This is a genomic window from Streptomyces huiliensis (assembly GCF_020037025.1).
In the GTDB taxonomy this organism is placed as follows: domain Bacteria; phylum Actinomycetota; class Actinomycetes; order Streptomycetales; family Streptomycetaceae; genus Streptomyces; species Streptomyces huiliensis.
Window position 1 is genome coordinate 1 of sequence record NZ_JAIQLH010000186.1, and the last position, 15,712, is coordinate 15,712.

Sequence of the window (15,712 nt, forward strand, 5' to 3'; positions counted from 1 at the left end):
CCGGGGCGCCGCTCGCCGCGGCCCAGGCGCGGCCGACGGCCGACGCCGACGCGAGCGTCTCCAGGCAGCCGCGGCCGCCGCAGCCGCAGGTCGGGGCGTCGGGGCCGCGGCGTACGGCGATGTGGCCGATCTCGCCGGCCGAGCCGTTCGCGCCGTCCTCGACGCGGCCTTCGATGCCGATCGCGCCCGCGATGCCGGTGCCGAGCGCTACGAACAGGAAGCGGTCCGCTCCCTGGCCGGCGCCGAGCCTGCCCTCGGCGAGGCCGCCCGTCCTGACATCGTGGCCCAGGGCCACGGGGATGCCGTCCAGGCGGCGGCTCAGGAGGTCGCGGAGGGGGAGGTCGCGCCAGCCGAGGTTGGCGGCGTAGACGGCCGTGCCCGTTGCGGTGTCCACGACGCCCGGTACGGCGATGCCTGCGGCTGCCGGGGGCTCGCCGAACTCCTTCTCGGCCTGGTCGCGGAGTTCCGCGGCGAGGTCGAGGATGCGGGCGACTACGGCGTCGGGGCCTTGTTCGCGGTCTGTGGGGCGGAGGGTTTCGTGGACGAGGGTGGCGTCCGCGCCCATCAGGGCGGCTTTTATCCCGGTGCCGCCCACGTCGAGGGCGATGACATATTTCACCGGGACAGTTTCGCGCGTGGGGGGTGGAAAGGTCTAGTCCACTGTCCGGTGGGGTGGTGGGGTGGTCGGTCGGTGGGGGGGCGCCTGCGGCGGGCTGTGCCCCGGTCCCGCCCTTTCGCCGTTTCCTGGGGCTGCCGCCCCAGACCCCGCTTTTCGCGGCTCCGCCGCTCGTCCTCAAACGCCGGACGGGCTGGATTCAGCCCGTCCGGCGATTGAGGACAACCGCGCGGAGCGCGGTTCTGGGGGTGCGGGGGCGCAGCCCTGCAAGAAACGGTGAAAGGGCGGGTCCGGGGCACTCTCAAGCGCCCAGCACCACACTCCGCGTCAGCCCCCGCGGCCGGTCCGGGTCCAGGTCCCGCGCCTCCGCGACCGCCACCGCGACCCGCTGGGCCCGGACCAGCTCGGCCAGTGGGTCGCTCGGCGCATGGACGAACGTTCCGCCGGCTGCCGTCACCGCGTTCTGCAATCCGTCCGGCACGGGACCGAAAGCCCACGTCACCCGCCCCGCCCCGGCAATGGCGACCGGCCCGTGCCGGTACTCCATCGCCGGATACGCCTCCGTCCAAGCCCCCGCCGCCTCGCGCATCTTCAGCGCCGCTTCCTGAGCCACCCCATAGGCCCAGCCGCACCCGAGAAACGTCCACTGCGAAGCGGAAAGCACCGCACCAGGCAGCGGCTCCGCGACGGCCGCGGCCGCCTCGTCGGCGGCCCGCCGTACCGCGTCCACCCCGCCCGGCAGGGCGGATCGCAGCAGGGCGAGGGCGGTCGTCGCGAAGCGCGTCTGGACGACGGACTCCTCGTCCGCCCAGTCCAGGACCGCCAGCGCGTCGGCCGCGTCGCGGACGGGAGTGGCGGGATCGGCGGTGAGGGCCAGCAGGGGGGTGGTGCCGCGGAGGGTGCCGAGGAGGTCCAGGACCTCCGTCGTGGTGCCGGAGCGGGTGATCGCCACCACCCGGTCGTAGCGGCGCGCCGTCGGGAACTCGGACGCGGCGAACGCGTCCGTCTCGCCCTGCCCCGCCGCCTCGCGCAGGGCCGCGTACGCCTGGGCCATGAACCAGGAGGTGCCGCAGCCGGTGACGGCGACGCGCTCGCCGGGGCGGGGCAGTCCGTCCGTGTTCGGGACGGCTTCCACCGCCCGGCGCCAGCAGGCGGGCTGGGTGGCGAGTTCCGCCGCGGTGCGGGAAAGGGCGGGTGGTACGGCCATGACCTGGGCTCCTTACGGTTTGCGTGAGCGATCCGTGGGCGATCCGTGAGTGATCCGTCCGTGCCCCACCGTGGATAGCAGCCCGCCGCCGGGAGGGGGAAGGGCGAGGCCGGAGCGAGCCCGTGTTCGAAGAGCCTTTAAGGTGGCGCGGGAGAACGTGCGGAGCCTGCGGCTCCCGCGGTCCCCGCCGGGCGGGTCGTCCGCACCACGGCCGGGGACGCGCGCACGAGCACGGCACGGGTACGGCACGGTCACACGGGTCACAATCACAAGGGCGGAAAGCAAGTGCAGCGGCGGCGGTTCTTGAGTCTCTCGGCGGCGGGTGCCGCGACGGCGGCGATGGTGCCCGCACTCTCGGCGTGCGGGAGCGGTGGTCCCGGCGGCGGCAAGACGCTGAAGCTGGTCGCCGCCGAGTACGGCGACGGCAAGCCGGAGAACAGTTCCAAGAAGTACTGGGACTCGGTCGCCCGTACCTTCATGGGCGACCACAAGGGCGTCAAGGTCGACGTCGAGGTCTACAGCTGGACCGAGGTCGACAAGAAGGTCGCCGACATGGTCGCCGCGGGCAACGCCCCGGACATCGCGCAGATCGGCGCGTACGCCGACTTCGCCGCGGCCGGCAAGCTCTACAGCGCCGACCAGCTGCTCTCCATATCCACCCAGGCCGACTTCATCACCTCGATCGCCCGCGCGGGCGAGGTGCACCGCATGCAGTACGGCCTGCCGTTCGTCTCCTCCACCCGGCTGCTCTTCTGCAACGAGACGCTGTTCCGCAAGGCCGGGATCGTCAAGAAGCCCGAGAGCTGGGCCGAGGTCCAGACCGCCGCCGCGAAGCTGAAGGCCGCCGGGGTGAAGATCCCGTTCGGGCTGCCGCTGGGCCCCGAGGAGGCGCCCGCCGAGACCATGCTGTGGATGCTGGGCGGCGGCGGTGGCTACACCGACAAGAACGGCAGCTACACCATCCGCTCGCAGGCCAACGTCCGGACGTTCGAGTGGCTGCGGGACGAGCTCGTCGGCAAGGAGCTCACCGGTCCCGGCAACCCCGCCCGTACCAACCGCCAGGACCTCTTCGACGCCTTCTGCAAGGGCGAGGTCGGCATGCTCCACGGCCACCCCAGCCTGATGCAGCAGGCGGAGGCCGGGCAGATCAAGTACGACATGGTGCCGCTGCCCGGCATCGACGGCAAGGCGAAGTCGACGATGGGCGTCGCCGACTGGGTCATGGCCTTCAAGACCGCCCCCCGCAAGGAGGTCGGCGCCTTCCTCGACTTCCTCTACGGCACCCAGACCGTGCTCGACTTCACCGGCAAGTACGACCTGCTGCCGGTGACCACGTCCGCCTCCGAGCAGATGGCCAAGGACGAGTCGAAGCGGCCGAAGAAGCTGCGGCCGTTCCTGAAGCCGCTGCCCGACGCCGAGTTCTACCCCGCCGACAAGACCTCCTGGGCCAAGGTCAGCAAGACGATCAAGGAGAAGATCGGCGGCACCGTGCAGAAGGGCGCCGACGTGGCCGGCATCCTCGACGAGATCCAGCGCGAGGCCGACTCCACGGACGGCGTGGCGCGCTAGCCGGGCCGGAGCGCGGGGCTCGGAGGGGCGGGCTCGGAAGGTCGGGGCTCGCACCGCGGGCCCTCCCGCCCGTCGCCTACGCTGGACCGCATGGACGACAGCGACCGGACGGGCGACAGCGGCCGGACGGGCGACAGCGACCGGACGGAGGGCGGCGACCGGGCGGAAGCCGGTGGCCGTACGGAAGACGGCGGCCGGCCGCTCTCCGAGCGCGATCTGGCCGTGCTCGCCCTGGAACGGCGGTCGTGGTCCGGCCCCGGCGCCAAGGAGCGGGCCGTGCGGGAACGGCTCGGCATCACGCCCACCCGCTACTACCAGCTGCTCAACGCCCTGCTGGACGACCCGCGCGCCCTCGCCCACGACCCCGTCACGGTCAACCGGCTGCGCCGGCTCCGCGAGGCCCGGCGGGCCCGCCGCTGAGCGTCCCGCGGAAATGAATGTCCTGCGGAAAGCCCCGACTCGACGGCGCGCGCCTGGGTAGGGTCGACGGCATGGGCAGCCACTCCCTTCCGGAACCCGTGACGTCCGCCGGGCGCGAGGGCCTCGCCGCGCTCCTCGCCCGGCCCGGGCGCGCGATCGTCGCGCTCGACTTCGACGGAACGCTCGCCGAGATCGTCCCCGACCCCGAACGCGCCCGGGCGCACCCCGCGGCCGTTCCCGCCCTCGCCCGGCTCGCGCCGCGCCTGGAGTCCGTGGCGGTGATCACCGGCCGGCCCGCCGGGGTCGCCGTCCGCTACGGCGGCTTCGCCGGGGTGCCGGGCCTCGAACGGCTGGCCGTGCTCGGCCACTACGGCGCCGAACGCTGGGACGCGTCCACCGGCACCGTCAGCTCGCCCGCCCCGCACCCGGGCATCGCCGCCGTCCAGGCCGAACTGCCCGGCGTGCTCGACGCGTCCGGCGCCTGGCACGGCACCTGGGTCGAGACCGCGCCCATTGAGAACAAGGGCGGCCGGGCCGTCGCCGTCCACACCCGCCGCGCGCCCGACCCGCAGGGCGCGTTCCGGGCGTTGGAGAAGCCGCTGGCCGAACTCGCCGCGCGGCACGGGCTGATCGTCGAGCCCGGCCGGCTGGTGCTGGAGATCCGCCCACCGGGCATGGACAAGGGCGTCGCCCTCGCCGACCACGTCCGCGCCACCGGCGCCGAGTGCGTCCTCTACGCCGGGGACGACCTCGGCGACCTGGCCGCGTTCGACGCGGTGGAGCGGCTCCGTGCCGAGGGGCTGACCGGCGTCCTGGTGTGCAGCGGCAGCACCGAGGTCACCGAGCTCGCCGACCGGGCGGATCTGGTGGTGGACGGGCCGAAGGGTGTGGTGGGGCTGCTGGAGGCGCTGGCGGACGGGGTGGCGGGAGCGGCCTGACGAGCGGCTGCTCCAGTCGCCCCAGTCGCCGTCCGCCCCAGTCGCCGTCCGCCCCAGTCGCCGTCCGCCTCAGCCGCCGTCCACCTCAGTCGGCTCAGTCGCCGTCCGCGTCGGCCGTCTCCCGGCGCCCCTTCCCGTCGTCCTTGATACCGACCGCCGCCAGCGCGGTCGTCCAGTCCCGGGCGATGGCCTGCTGCGCTTTCCGCAGGTCCGCCTTGCCCGAGCAGATCGCGCTCTTCAGCTTCGTCTCGACGACGTCCTTGGGGTTGTTGGGGCCCGCGCCCTCCTTGTGGCCGGGGGAGGGCGGCTCGACCCACAGGTTGCGCGGGTCGTTGGGGTCGCCGCCGAGCTGGAGGCTGATGAGGTGGTCGTACTCGGCGTCGCGCAGCGACTTCTTGTAGCCGTAGGAGGCGGCGTTGGCGGTCTTCTCGCGACTCGTGATGTTCGTGGGCGGCCTGATGTCCTTGGTGTAACCGCTGCGGCAGATCGTCGTCTTCAGCGTGTCCGGGGTGACCTTCGGGTTGGTCGCTCCGGGGGTGCACTTGGTGTCGGGCAGCGGCTCCTTGGCGGCGGTCCAGCGGTAGGCGCAGGTGCCGGGAGCGGGCTGCTTCTGCACGGTGTACGAGGACTGCGGGCCCGGCCCGGCCGGTACCGTCCCGTCACCGGATCCGGCGGGCGCGGCAGCGGAGGCGGAGGAGGAGGCGGAAGCCGACGAGGACGGCCCCTTGGCCCCCTTGGACTCCGTCTTGTCGTCATCTGACCCGGACGAACAGCCGGACGTGGTCACGGCGAGGACGGCGGCCGTAGCCGCCGCCAGGGCGAGCCGGCGCGGTGCGATCGACATGTCCCGATGACTACCCGGTCGCACCACCCGTCAGCCGGGCGGCCGAAGCACACCGGCGCGTACCGGAGCCCGCCCCGCGCCCCGGCGCCCCTCCCGCCCGGTCCTACAACTCCCGCAGCGCGTCCAGCTGTTCGACGAACCAGCGGGCCGGCGGCAGCGCCGTCGCCGCCGCGGCCAGCCGCTTCGACCGGTCCGCGCGCTGCCCGTGGTCCATCAGCAGCGCCTCGTGCAGGGCGCGGGCGGTGGCCTCGACGTCGTACGGGTTGACGACGATCGCGTCCGCGCCCAGCTCCGCCACGGCCCCCGCCTCCCGCGAGAGCACCAGCGCGCACCCGTCGTCGGAGACCACCGGCACCTCCTTGGCGACCAGGTTCATCCCGTCCCGGATCGGGTTGACCAGGGCGACGTCCGCCATCCGGTACGCCGCGAGGGAGCGCGCGAAGTCGTCCTTGACGTGCAGGGCGACCGGCCGCCAGCCGGGCGTCCCGAACTCCTCGTTGATCTGTCCGGCGACGCGTTCGACCTCCGCCGTGTAGTCGCGGTAGACGGCGAGGTCCTGCCGGGAGGGGTACGCGAACGCGATGTGCACGACGCGCTCGTGCCACTGCGGGTGGTCCTCCAGGAGCCGCCGGAAGGCGTACAGGCCGCGGACGATGTTCTTCGACAGCTCGGTGCGGTCCACGCGGACGATCGTCCGGCGGCCGGCCCCGACCTGCTCGCGCAGCGCGGCCATCCGCTCCTCGACGTCCGGGCGGTGGGCGCGCTCGCGCAGGAAGGCGGCGTCCGCGCCGAGGCCGTGCACGCCGAGCAGGGTCGTCCGCCCGTCGAGGCGCACGGCCGTCGCGGACCCGTCCTCGGCGCGGACGACCTCCGCGCCGAGGACGTCGGCACAGCAGGCGGCGAACGCGTCGGCCCAGCGGCGGGTGAGGAAGGCCGCGCGGTCGCCGCCCAGGATGCCGCGCAGCACCTGCGCGGCGACGTCGTCGGGGAGCATCCGGTAGTAGTCCGGCGGCGCCCAGGGGGTGTGGGAGAAGTGGCCGATGCGCAGGTCGGGGCGGCGCTCGCGGAGCATGCCCGGGACCAGCGTCAGGTGGTAGTCCTGGACGAGCACCGCGGCGCCCTCGGCGGCCTCCTCGGCGAGGGCGTCGGCGAAGGCGGCGTTGTACGTCTCGTAGGCGGCCCACTGCTCGCGGAACCCGGCGTCGAAGGCGGGTTCCAGCGGCGTCTGGTACAGCAGGTGGTGGACGAACCACAGCACCGAGTTGGCGATGCCATTGTAGGCGGCGGCGAAGGTCTCGGCCGGGACGTCGAGCATCCGTACGCCGTACCCGCCGGTGTCCTCCGGGTCGAGCCGGCGGCCGGCGCGGCGGGCGGCGAGCCGGTCGCCCTCGCCGAGCGCGGCGCAGACCCAGACCGCGCCGGAGTCCGTGCCGATGGCGCTCAGGCCGGAGACCAGGCCACCGCCGCCCCGGCCGCAGGTCAGGGAGCCGTCCTCGGCGACCCGGTAGGAGACCGGACCGCGGTTGGAGGCCACGACGACGGGGGCGTTCTGCACGTGCTCAGCGACCATGACGCGAGCCTTGCCAGCCCGCCAACCGCTCAAACGTACGCCTACCCCTCTTGCCCGTTCCCCGCCTACGCGGCGCGGTGCCGCGCGTACTCGGGGATCTGCGCCATCGGCGGGCGCTCCTCGGTGTCCACCGGGTACGTCCGCGGGACGAAGCCGTCCGCCGTGCGCTCGAACTGGGTCAGCTCCGGGCGCACCAGCGGCTCGCGGCCCAGCCGCAGCTGGGCGGTGCGGTAGATCGCGGCGGCCATCCGGCCCAGCGCCCTGCCGTCCTGGTGGCGGTGTTTCCGCACCCCGACGTCGACCTGGGCGAGCGCGTCCAGGCCCACCGTGTGCAGCGCGTCGACCAGCAGGCCGAGCTCCACGCCGTAGCCGACGGGGAACGACAGCCGCTCCAGCAGCGAGCGCCGGGCCGCGTACTCGCCGCCCAGCGGCTGCACGAAACCGGCCAGCCGCGGCCAGTGCAGGTTGAGCAGCGGGCGGGCGACGAGCTCCGTCACCCGGCCGCCCTGACCCGCGGCCTCGCCCAGCGGGCGGTCGTACATCGCCTTGACGAAGGCCACGTCCGGGTCGGTCAGCAGCGGGCCGACGATCCCGGAGACGAAGGCGGACGAGAAGTCGCGCAGGTCGGCGTCGACGAAGCAGACGACGTCGCCGGAGGTCACCAGCAGGGACCGCCACAGCACCTCGCCCTTGCCGGGGACGGCGGGCAGGCCGGGGAGCACGGCGTCCCGGTGCTCGACCCGGGCCCCGGCCGCCGCGGCTACCCGGGACGTGCCGTCCGTCGAACCGGAGTCGAGGACCACCAGTTCGTCGACGAGCGGCGCCTCGGCCGTCATGAGGTCGCGGCGGATCGCGGCGACGATGTCGCCGACCGTGGCCTCCTCGTCCAGCGCGGGCAGGACGACGCTGACCGTGGTGCCCGTCTCCCGCTTGGCGGCGAGCAGCCGGTCGAGCGGGCGGTCCGCCGCGGTCCAGGACCGCCGGGACAGCCAGCGCTCCACCTCTTCCAGCACGTGAACGACTCCTCGGTTCCGATCGGTGTGATGATCCGTCTCGTGGTGTGGACGGACCCTCTTGCCGCGCCACACCTTCCGATACAGTCTTGAACAACGCCGAGCGCGCCCGTATGTCGGGGGTGCCGCGCGCACAAACGCCTGGGCCCCGCCCAGTGCCATACCGCTCATCCAGAGGGGCAGAGGGACACGGCCCGTTGAAGCCCCGGCAACCCTCCAGCCGGTCTCCTTGTGAGGCTCCCGGCGGGGAAGGTGCCAATTCCGTCTCGTGGCGAGGTTCGCCACGGGGAAGATGAGGAGAAAGGGCCTCGCCTCCATGGCTGTGCAAGCTGTCGAACGCGCTGATTCCGCCGCCGCTTCGTCCGGTCCCGCCGTCGCTTCGTCCGGTTCCACCGTCGCTTCCTTCGGTCCCGCCGTCGCGCTGTCCTGCCGCGAGTGCGGCGAGCGCGTCCCGCTCGGACCGGTCTTCGCCTGTGCCTCCTGCTTCGGCCCGCTGGAGGTCGCCTACGAGCTGCCGCTCGGCGACCCGGAAGGGCTGCGGCGGCGGATCGAGTCCGGTCCCGCGGACATCTGGCGGTACGCGCCGCTGCTGCCCGTCCCCGCCGACGTCGCCTCCCGGCCGAACCTCCGGCCCGGCTTCACCCGGCTCGTCCGGGCCGACAACCTCGCCCGCGAGCTCGGCGTCACCGGAGAACTGCACGTCAAGGACGACTCCGGCAACCCCACGCACTCCTTCAAGGACCGTGTCGTCGCGGTCGCGGTCGAGGCGGCGCGCGCCTTCGGTTTCACCACCCTCTCGTGCTCCTCGACCGGCAACCTGGCCGGTGCGGTGGGCGCGGCGGCCGCCCGTGCCGGACTGCGGTCCTGCGTCTTCATCCCGCACGACCTGGAGGCCGGCAAGGTCGTCATGGCCGCCGTCTACGGCGGCGACCTCGTCGGCATCGAGGGGACGTACGACGACGTCAACCGCTTCTGCTCCGAGCTGATCGGCGACCCGCTGGGCGAGGGCTGGGGCTTCGTCAACGTCAACCTGCGCCCCTACTACGGCGAGGGCTCCAAGACGCTCGCCTACGAGATCTGCGAGCAGCTGGGGTGGCGGCTGCCCGACCAGCTCGTCATCCCCATCGCCTCCGGCTCCCAGCTCACGAAGATCGACAAGGGGCTGAAGGAGCTGATCGCCCTGGGGCTGGTGGAAGACCGCCCGTACCGCATCTTCGGCGCCCAGGCGGAGGGGTGCTCTCCCGTCTCCCGCGCCTTCAAGGACGGCCAGGACGTCGTCCGCCCGGTCAAGCCCGACACGATCGCCAAGTCCCTGGCCATCGGGAACCCGGCCGACGGGCCGTACGTGCTCGACATCGCCCGGCGCACGGGCGGCGCGGTCGAGGACGTCACGGACCCGGAGATCGTCGACGCGATCCGGCTGCTCGCCCGGACGGAGGGCATCTTCGCCGAGACGGCGGGCGGCGTGACGGTCGGCGTCACGCGCAAGCTGCTGGAGGCGGGGGAGCTGGATCCCTCGCTGACCACCGTGGTGCTGAACACCGGGGACGGGCTGAAGACGCTGGACGCGGTGGCGGCGGGGCCGTCGGCGACGATCAGGCCGAGCCTGGACGCTTTCCGGGAGGCGGGGCTGGGGTAGGGGGAGCCGGCCCCGGTCCCTCCCTTTCGCCGTTTCCTGGGGCTGCGCCCCAGACCCCGCATCAGCCCGTCCGGCGTTTGAGGACAGCGCCCGCAGGGCGCTTCGGGGGTGCGGGGGCTTGCCCCCGCAAGAAACGGTGAAATGGGGGTGCCCCCTCTGGGGGAGGGACCGGGGCACCTCCCTCCGAGCGCAACCCGCACAAGCGCACCCGCACCCGCACCCGCACCCGCACCCGCACCCGCACCCGCACCCGCACCCGCACCCGCACCCGCACCCGCACCCGCACCCGCACCCGCACCCGCACGCGCACGCGCAAAAGCAACAAGACAAGAAGGGAACCCCATGAGCGTCACCGTCCGCATCCCCACCATCCTCCGCACCTACACCGACGGCAAAGCCGAGGTCCCCGCCGACGGCACCACCCTCTCCGAGGTGATCGGCGACCTGGAGAAGAACCACCCGGGCATCGCCGCCCGCCTCCTCGACGACGCCGGCAAACTGCGCCGCTTCGTCAACGTGTACGTCAACGACGACGACGTCCGCTTCGAGGGCGGCCTCGCCGCGGCGACCCCGGACGGCGCGGGCGTGTCGATCATCCCGGCGGTGGCGGGCGGCTGAGCGCCCAGGCCGGAGGCCCCGGCCACCCCCGAACCGCGAATCGCCCCGGCCGTTAAACGGACGGGGCGATTCCGTCTGTTGAAGCGCGATACAGTTGGGGCGTTCCCCCTCCGGTGTCAGAGCCGAACGCATATGAGAACCCGTCAAGTTGCGCAGGAATTACGTGCGCGAATTGTCGGGTTGGCTGGCGTATGTCCGGCCCGACTTGCCCTGGAACCTCCCCGGTTCGCCTGTTATCACCCCTCGGCGACGCCGGTATTTCTCGTCCCTCTGACCTGTTGCAGACGGCATCCGTGCAGATACATTCAGCCGCGGTCGACGCGTTCCGGCGCACACCCCTCGGTGTCTCAAGGGGTGAGGTATGACCCGGGTCCGCGAGGTGCGGTCCTGCGCAAGGGCCAGTAATAGGGGAGTTAGGCATGGCTCAGGGCACCGTCAAGTGGTTCAACGCGGAGAAGGGGTACGGCTTCATCGCGGTCGACGGTGGTGCGGATGTTTTCGTCCACTACAGCGCGATTCAGATGGACGGCTACCGCACCCTGGAAGAGGGACAGCGGGTCGAGTTCGAGATCTCGCAGGGCCAGAAGGGACCTCAGGCCGACATGGTGAGGGTGACCGCCTGACCGCGGCGCATCGACCACCGATCGCTCAGTCTGCCGAAGGGGTTCGCACCGCGAGGTGCGGACCCCTTCGTCGTGCCCGCCGTGAGCGCACCCGCTCCGCCGGCGAAGTGGGGGAGTGCGCCGGCGTCCCGCTGGGAAGGGTCTCCGGGGCACACCTGAAGGCACCCCTGAAGGTACCCCCGAAGGCACCCCCCGAGGAGCCTCGGGGAAGCGTTCGATACGGCCTCCGGGATGACCCCGGTCTTCGGAGGGACGCTTGCACTCGGAGGTGCCGAGTGCTAATCATTGGCTTAGCACTCTCCGAGTGAGAGTGACAGACTTGGACCGTCGGTGAGGTCCGCGGGCTGGGCGGGGCAAGGAACCGCCGAGCACGCAGGCCGTCCGTCGCGGGCGCCAGCGCGGTCCGGAGCAATCCACCCCCAGTCCGGGAGGACCACTTCACATGGCCAAGATCATCGCGTTCGACGAGGAGGCGCGGCGCGGCCTTGAGCGCGGTATGAACCAGCTCGCCGACGCCGTCAAGGTCACCCTCGGCCCCAAGGGCCGCAACGTCGTCCTTGAGAAGAAGTGGGGCGCCCCCACGATCACCAACGATGGTGTCTCCATCGCCAAGGAGATCGAGCTGGAGGACCCGTACGAGAAGATCGGCGCCGAGCTGGTCAAGGAGGTCGCGAAGAAGACGGACGACGTCGCCGGTGACGGCACGACGACCGCGACCGTCCTCGCCCAGGCGCTGGTCCGTGAGGGTCTGCGCAACGTGGCCGCCGGTGCCAACCCCATGGCCCTGAAGCGCGGTATCGAGAAGGCCGTCGAGGCCGTCTCCGCCGCCCTCCTGGAGCAGGCGAAGGACGTCGAGACCAAGGAGCAGATCGCCTCCACGGCCTCCATCTCCGCCGCCGACACCCAGATCGGCGAGCTCATCGCCGAGGCGATGGACAAGGTCGGCAAGGAAGGCGTCATCACCGTCGAGGAGTCCCAGACCTTCGGTCTGGAGCTGGAGCTCACCGAGGGTATGCGCTTCGACAAGGGCTACATCTCGGCGTACTTCGCCACCGACATGGAGCGTATGGAGGCGTCGCTCGACGACCCGTACATCCTGATCGTCAACTCGAAGATCAGCTCGGTCAAGGACCTGCTGCCGCTCCTCGAGAAGGTCATGCAGTCCGGCAAGCCGCTGCTGATCATCGCCGAGGACGTCGAGGGCGAGGCCCTGTCGACCCTGGTCGTCAACAAGATCCGCGGCACCTTCAAGTCCGTCGCCGTCAAGGCGCCGGGCTTCGGCGACCGCCGCAAGGCCATGCTCGGCGACATCGCCATCCTCACCGGTGGCACGGTCATCTCCGAGGAGGTCGGCCTCAAGCTGGAGAACGCCGGTCTCGACCTGCTCGGCCGCGCCCGCAAGGTCGTCATCACCAAGGACGAGACGACCATCGTCGACGGTGCCGGTGACAGCGACCAGGTCCAGGGCCGCGTCAACCAGATCCGCGCCGAGATCGAGAACAGCGACTCGGACTACGACCGCGAGAAGCTCCAGGAGCGCCTCGCGAAGCTGGCCGGCGGCGTGGCCGTCATCAAGGCCGGCGCCGCGACCGAGGTCGAGCTCAAGGAGCGCAAGCACCGCATCGAGGACGCCGTTCGCAACGCGAAGGCGGCCGTCGAGGAGGGCATCGTCGCCGGTGGTGGCGTGGCCCTGCTCCAGGCCTCCCAGGTGTTCGAGAAGCTGGAGCTCGAGGGCGACGAGGCCACCGGTGCCAACGCCGTCAAGCTGGCCCTGGAGGCCCCGCTCAAGCAGATCGCCGTCAACGGTGGTCTCGAGGGCGGCGTCGTCGTGGAGAAGGTGCGCAACCTGACCGTGGGCCACGGCCTCAACGCCGCCACGGGCGAGTACGTCGACATGATCGCCGAGGGCATCATCGACCCGGCGAAGGTCACCCGCTCCGCCCTGCAGAACGCCGCCTCCATCGCGGCGCTCTTCCTCACCACCGAGGCCGTCATCGCCGACAAGCCGGAGAAGGCCGCCGCGGCCGCTCCGGGCGGCATGCCCGGTGGCGAGATGGACTTCTGAGCCGACCCGGCTCGCCAGTCCTGAAGCACACGGACCGAGGGCGGCATCCCCATCACGGGGGTGCCGCCCTCGGGCGTTTCCGGCTCATGCGTTTCCGGGGGAACCCGAAGAAGTACGTGGCCACGAACCCCGCCGCGTACCCCACCACCAGCCCCGCCGCGTACACCGCCACCGCCTCGACCGGCCCGTGCTCCCCCCTCAGCAGCGGGAACAGCGCCCAGCCGGACGGCCCGATCGCCGTCGCACCCACCGCGCCGCCCCCGCCCTGCGCCATGAACCCCACGAACCCGCCGCCGAAGGCGCCGCCCACGCAGGCCGTGACGAAGGGCCGTCCCAGCGGCAGCGAGACCCCGTAGACCAACGGCTCGCCGATGCCCAGCAGCCCGGCCGGGAGAGCCGAACGCACCGTCCGCCGCACGGAGATGTCGCCCGGCAGCCGGAGGTAGACAGCGAGCGCCGCCCCCACCTGCCCCGCGCCCGCCATGGCGAGGATCGGCAGCAGGACCGTACTGCCCCGCTCGGCGATCAGCGTGGTGTGCACCGGGATCAGCGCCTGGTGCAGCCCCAGCATCACCAGCGGCAGGAACAGCCCGCCGAGCGCGAACCCGGCCACGGCGCCGCCGTGCGCCAGCAGCTGGTCGGCGAACCGCCCGACGGCGGTGGACACTTCACCCGCCGCCCACATCAGCCCGTACAACGTGGCCAGCCCCGGCAGCAGCACGGTCAGCGCCGGCGTGACGAGTACGCCCAGCGCCTCGGGCACGACGCGCCGGCACCCCCGCTCCACCGCCACCGCGAGCAGCGCCGCGGCCAGCGCCCCGAGGACCCCGCCCTGCCCGGGCGTCAACGCCACGCCGAACGGGTGCACTTGGCCCACCCCCGGCCACACGGCAACGGCCGCGACGGCCCCGCCCAGCACCGGCGTCCCACCGAACTCCCGTGCCGTCCGGTACCCGACGAACACGCCGATCAGCGACATGAACCCGGACGCGACGGCGTTCAGCGCCGGCACGAGCGCGGGCAGCCACCGCAGGTTGGCGAGCAGGCCGGCGAGGCCGGCGATGATTCCGCAGCCGATCAGGGCGGGGATGAGCGGCACGAAGATCTGGGCGACACGACGGAGGGTCTGACGGGCGGGGGCGGTCTCGCCTGCCGCCTTCGCCTCCGCCGCCTTCGCCTCCGCCGCCTTTGCCGCCGCCTCGGCCTTCAGGGCGGCGGCCACCCGGGTGACCACCCCCGGCCCCAGCACCACCTGGACGGCCGTGCCGTCCACGACCACCCCGAGGACGCCGGGGGTGGCACGGAGGCCCCCCGTCCGGACGAGCGCCGGGTCCGCTACCTCCGCGCGGAGACGCGTCATGCAGTGGGTGACGGAGCGGAGGTTGGCGGGGCCGCCGAGGAGGGGGAGGAGGGTGGGGGCGAGGTGGTGCTGCTCGGTGGGCATGGGGGATGTGTGCCACGCGGCGGCGCCGTTTGTAACGGTGGGGTGCCCCAGACCCTCCCCTTCACCGTTTCCTGGGGCTGCGCCCCAGACCCCCTTTTCGCGGCTCCGCCGCTCGTCCTCAAACGCCGGACGGGCTGAATCAGCCCGCCCAGGGGGTGCGGGGGCGCAGCCCCGGCGGAAACGGTGAAAGGGCGGGACCGGGGCTCACCTCCCCCGCGCCGCCTCCAGCGCCACCCGCAGGTGGCCCCCGGCCTCAGCCAGCAACCGGCCCGCGGCAGCGGCGTCAACGCCGGCCAGCAGGACCAGGATGGCTTGCTTCACCTCGCCGCCCGTGTCGGCCAGCGCGGCCTCGATCTCCGCCTCCGGAGCTCCCGTCGCGAGAGCGACGATGTGCCGCGACCGGGCCCGCAGCTTGTCGTTGGAGGCGCGGAGGTCGACCATCAGGTTTCCGTAGGTCTTGCCGAGGCGGATCATGGTGATGGTCGAGAACATGTTGAGGACGAGCTTCTGGGCGGTGCCGGCCTTGAGGCGGGTGGAGCCGGTGATCAGTTCGGGGCCGACGACGATTTCGACGGGGTGGTCGGCGGCGGCGCCGAGGGCGGAGTCCTTGTTGCAGGAGAGGCCGACGGTGAGGGCGCCGGCGTGGCGGGCGTGGGTGACGGCGCCGACGGCGTAGGGGGTGCGGCCGGAGGCGGAGACGCCGATGACGGTGTCGTCGGGGGTGAGGGAGAGGGCGGCGAGGTCGGTGGCGGCCGCGGTCGCGTCGTCCTCGGCGCCCTCGACGGCCGTCACCAGGGCCTCCGGGCCGCCGGCGATCAGGCCGACGACGCGGCCGGGTTCGGTGGCGAAGGTCGGCGGGCACTCGCTGGCGTCCAGCACTCCGAGTCGTCCCGCCGTGCCCGCGCCCGCGTAGACCAGCCGGCCGCCGCGGGACATCCGTTCGGCGGTCGCGTCGATGGCCGCGGCGATGGCGGGCAGCCGGGCGGCGACGGCGGTGGCGACGGTCGCGTCGTCGGCGTTCATGACGGTCGCGATGTCCAGGGTCGGCAGCCGGTCGATGTCCGCCAGTTCGGGGCGGAACGCCTCGGTGGTGAGGTGGGCGAGCTGGGCGCGGAGGGCGGCCAGGGTGGTGGACGACGACATGGT

At 72.8% G+C, this 15,712-nt stretch carries 14 protein-coding genes and 1 riboswitch; of the genes, 7 read left to right on the plus strand and 7 right to left on the minus strand.

Annotation, left to right across the window (positions count from 1 at the left end; translation table 11 throughout):
• Together JNW98_RS26310 and JNW98_RS26315 are read right to left on the minus strand one after the other, a co-directional pair.
• Positions 1 to 619 (minus strand): ROK family protein (locus tag JNW98_RS26310; RefSeq protein WP_223770786.1); only part of this gene is annotated, 619 nt, incomplete at its 3' end.
• A gap of 298 nt (positions 620 to 917) precedes the next feature.
• Positions 918 to 1,823: an SIS domain-containing protein gene (locus tag JNW98_RS26315; RefSeq protein ID WP_223770787.1), complete on the minus strand. Its 906-nt coding sequence runs from the start codon at positions 1,821 to 1,823 to the stop codon at positions 918 to 920.
• A 285-nt stretch (positions 1,824 to 2,108) separates the two neighbouring features.
• On the opposite strand from JNW98_RS26315, the gene JNW98_RS26320 reads away from it, so the two are divergent.
• The 3 genes from JNW98_RS26320 (at position 2,109) to otsB (ending at position 4,750) form a co-directional block, all read left to right on the plus strand.
• Positions 2,109 to 3,392: an extracellular solute-binding protein gene (locus JNW98_RS26320; protein ID WP_223770788.1), complete on the plus strand. Its 1,284-nt coding sequence runs from the start codon at positions 2,109 to 2,111 to the stop codon at positions 3,390 to 3,392.
• 90 nt (positions 3,393 to 3,482) lie between these two features.
• The gene (locus JNW98_RS36315) at positions 3,483 to 3,812 is read left to right on the plus strand and encodes a DUF3263 domain-containing protein (RefSeq protein WP_263421231.1); all 330 of its coding nucleotides are present in this window, start codon (positions 3,483 to 3,485) and stop codon (positions 3,810 to 3,812) included.
• A gap of 71 nt (positions 3,813 to 3,883) precedes the next feature.
• On the plus strand, positions 3,884 to 4,750 hold the full coding sequence (gene otsB / locus JNW98_RS26330) for a trehalose-phosphatase (protein ID WP_223770789.1): 867 nt from the start codon (positions 3,884 to 3,886) through the stop codon (positions 4,748 to 4,750).
• A 94-nt stretch (positions 4,751 to 4,844) separates the two neighbouring features.
• On the opposite strand, the gene JNW98_RS26335 is transcribed toward otsB, so the two are convergent.
• From JNW98_RS26335 to JNW98_RS26345, 3 genes are all read right to left on the minus strand, one after another.
• Positions 4,845 to 5,594, minus strand: coding sequence for a hypothetical protein (locus JNW98_RS26335; protein ID WP_223770790.1), 750 nt, complete (start codon positions 5,592 to 5,594; stop codon positions 4,845 to 4,847).
• A 103-nt stretch (positions 5,595 to 5,697) separates the two neighbouring features.
• Complete coding sequence (locus JNW98_RS26340; RefSeq protein WP_223770791.1) at positions 5,698 to 7,164, minus strand: alpha,alpha-trehalose-phosphate synthase (UDP-forming); 1,467 nt, start codon at positions 7,162 to 7,164, stop codon at positions 5,698 to 5,700.
• 65 nt (positions 7,165 to 7,229) lie between these two features.
• On the minus strand, positions 7,230 to 8,177 hold the full coding sequence (locus tag JNW98_RS26345; protein WP_223770792.1) for a glucosyl-3-phosphoglycerate synthase: 948 nt from the start codon (positions 8,175 to 8,177) through the stop codon (positions 7,230 to 7,232).
• A gap of 164 nt (positions 8,178 to 8,341) precedes the next feature.
• Positions 8,342 to 8,476, plus strand: a riboswitch (SAM riboswitch).
• Between the two features lie 17 nt (positions 8,477 to 8,493).
• On the opposite strand from JNW98_RS26345, the gene thrC reads away from it, so the two are divergent.
• The 4 genes from thrC to groL all read left to right on the plus strand — a co-directional run bounded on the left by thrC (position 8,494) and on the right by groL (position 13,122).
• Positions 8,494 to 9,816: a threonine synthase gene (gene thrC / locus JNW98_RS26350; protein ID WP_223770793.1), complete on the plus strand. Its 1,323-nt coding sequence runs from the start codon at positions 8,494 to 8,496 to the stop codon at positions 9,814 to 9,816.
• A 342-nt stretch (positions 9,817 to 10,158) separates the two neighbouring features.
• Positions 10,159 to 10,434, plus strand: coding sequence for a MoaD/ThiS family protein (locus JNW98_RS26355; RefSeq protein WP_223770794.1), 276 nt, complete (start codon positions 10,159 to 10,161; stop codon positions 10,432 to 10,434).
• 419 nt (positions 10,435 to 10,853) lie between these two features.
• Positions 10,854 to 11,057 (plus strand): cold-shock protein, encoded by a 204-nt coding sequence (locus JNW98_RS26360; protein WP_004986573.1) that lies wholly within the window; start codon positions 10,854 to 10,856, stop codon positions 11,055 to 11,057.
• 442 nt (positions 11,058 to 11,499) lie between these two features.
• Positions 11,500 to 13,122, plus strand: a complete 1,623-nt coding sequence (groL, locus tag JNW98_RS26365; protein ID WP_004954155.1) for a chaperonin GroEL — start codon at positions 11,500 to 11,502, stop codon at positions 13,120 to 13,122.
• Between the two features lie 52 nt (positions 13,123 to 13,174).
• Here groL and JNW98_RS26370 read toward each other — a convergent pair whose 3' ends face one another.
• Positions 13,175 to 14,566: a PTS transporter subunit EIIC gene (locus JNW98_RS26370; RefSeq protein ID WP_223770795.1), complete on the minus strand. Its 1,392-nt coding sequence runs from the start codon at positions 14,564 to 14,566 to the stop codon at positions 13,175 to 13,177.
• A 204-nt stretch (positions 14,567 to 14,770) separates the two neighbouring features.
• The gene (gene murQ / locus JNW98_RS26375; RefSeq protein WP_223770796.1) at positions 14,771 to 15,709 is read right to left on the minus strand and encodes an N-acetylmuramic acid 6-phosphate etherase; all 939 of its coding nucleotides are present in this window, start codon (positions 15,707 to 15,709) and stop codon (positions 14,771 to 14,773) included.
• Between the last annotated feature and the right edge of the window lie 3 nt (positions 15,710 to 15,712).

What these genes read in the sequence shown, in the direction of transcription:
- JNW98_RS26370 (WP_223770795.1), bottom strand. Translation starts at nt 14,566, where the DNA reads ATGCCCACCGAGCAGCACCACCTCGCCCCCACCCTCCTCCCCCTCCTC.
- JNW98_RS26340 (WP_223770791.1), bottom strand. Translation starts at nt 7,164, where the DNA reads ATGGTCGCTGAGCACGTGCAGAACGCCCCCGTCGTCGTGGCCTCCAAC.
- JNW98_RS36315 (WP_263421231.1), top strand. Translation starts at nt 3,483, where the DNA reads ATGGACGACAGCGACCGGACGGGCGACAGCGGCCGGACGGGCGACAGC.
- murQ (WP_223770796.1), bottom strand. Translation starts at nt 15,709, where the DNA reads ATGTCGTCGTCCACCACCCTGGCCGCCCTCCGCGCCCAGCTCGCCCAC.
- groL (WP_004954155.1), top strand. Translation starts at nt 11,500, where the DNA reads ATGGCCAAGATCATCGCGTTCGACGAGGAGGCGCGGCGCGGCCTTGAG.
- JNW98_RS26315 (WP_223770787.1), bottom strand. Translation starts at nt 1,823, where the DNA reads ATGGCCGTACCACCCGCCCTTTCCCGCACCGCGGCGGAACTCGCCACC.
- otsB (WP_223770789.1), top strand. Translation starts at nt 3,884, where the DNA reads ATGGGCAGCCACTCCCTTCCGGAACCCGTGACGTCCGCCGGGCGCGAG.
- JNW98_RS26360 (WP_004986573.1), top strand. Translation starts at nt 10,854, where the DNA reads ATGGCTCAGGGCACCGTCAAGTGGTTCAACGCGGAGAAGGGGTACGGC.
- thrC (WP_223770793.1), top strand. Translation starts at nt 8,494, where the DNA reads ATGGCTGTGCAAGCTGTCGAACGCGCTGATTCCGCCGCCGCTTCGTCC.
- JNW98_RS26335 (WP_223770790.1), bottom strand. Translation starts at nt 5,594, where the DNA reads ATGTCGATCGCACCGCGCCGGCTCGCCCTGGCGGCGGCTACGGCCGCC.
- JNW98_RS26355 (WP_223770794.1), top strand. Translation starts at nt 10,159, where the DNA reads ATGAGCGTCACCGTCCGCATCCCCACCATCCTCCGCACCTACACCGAC.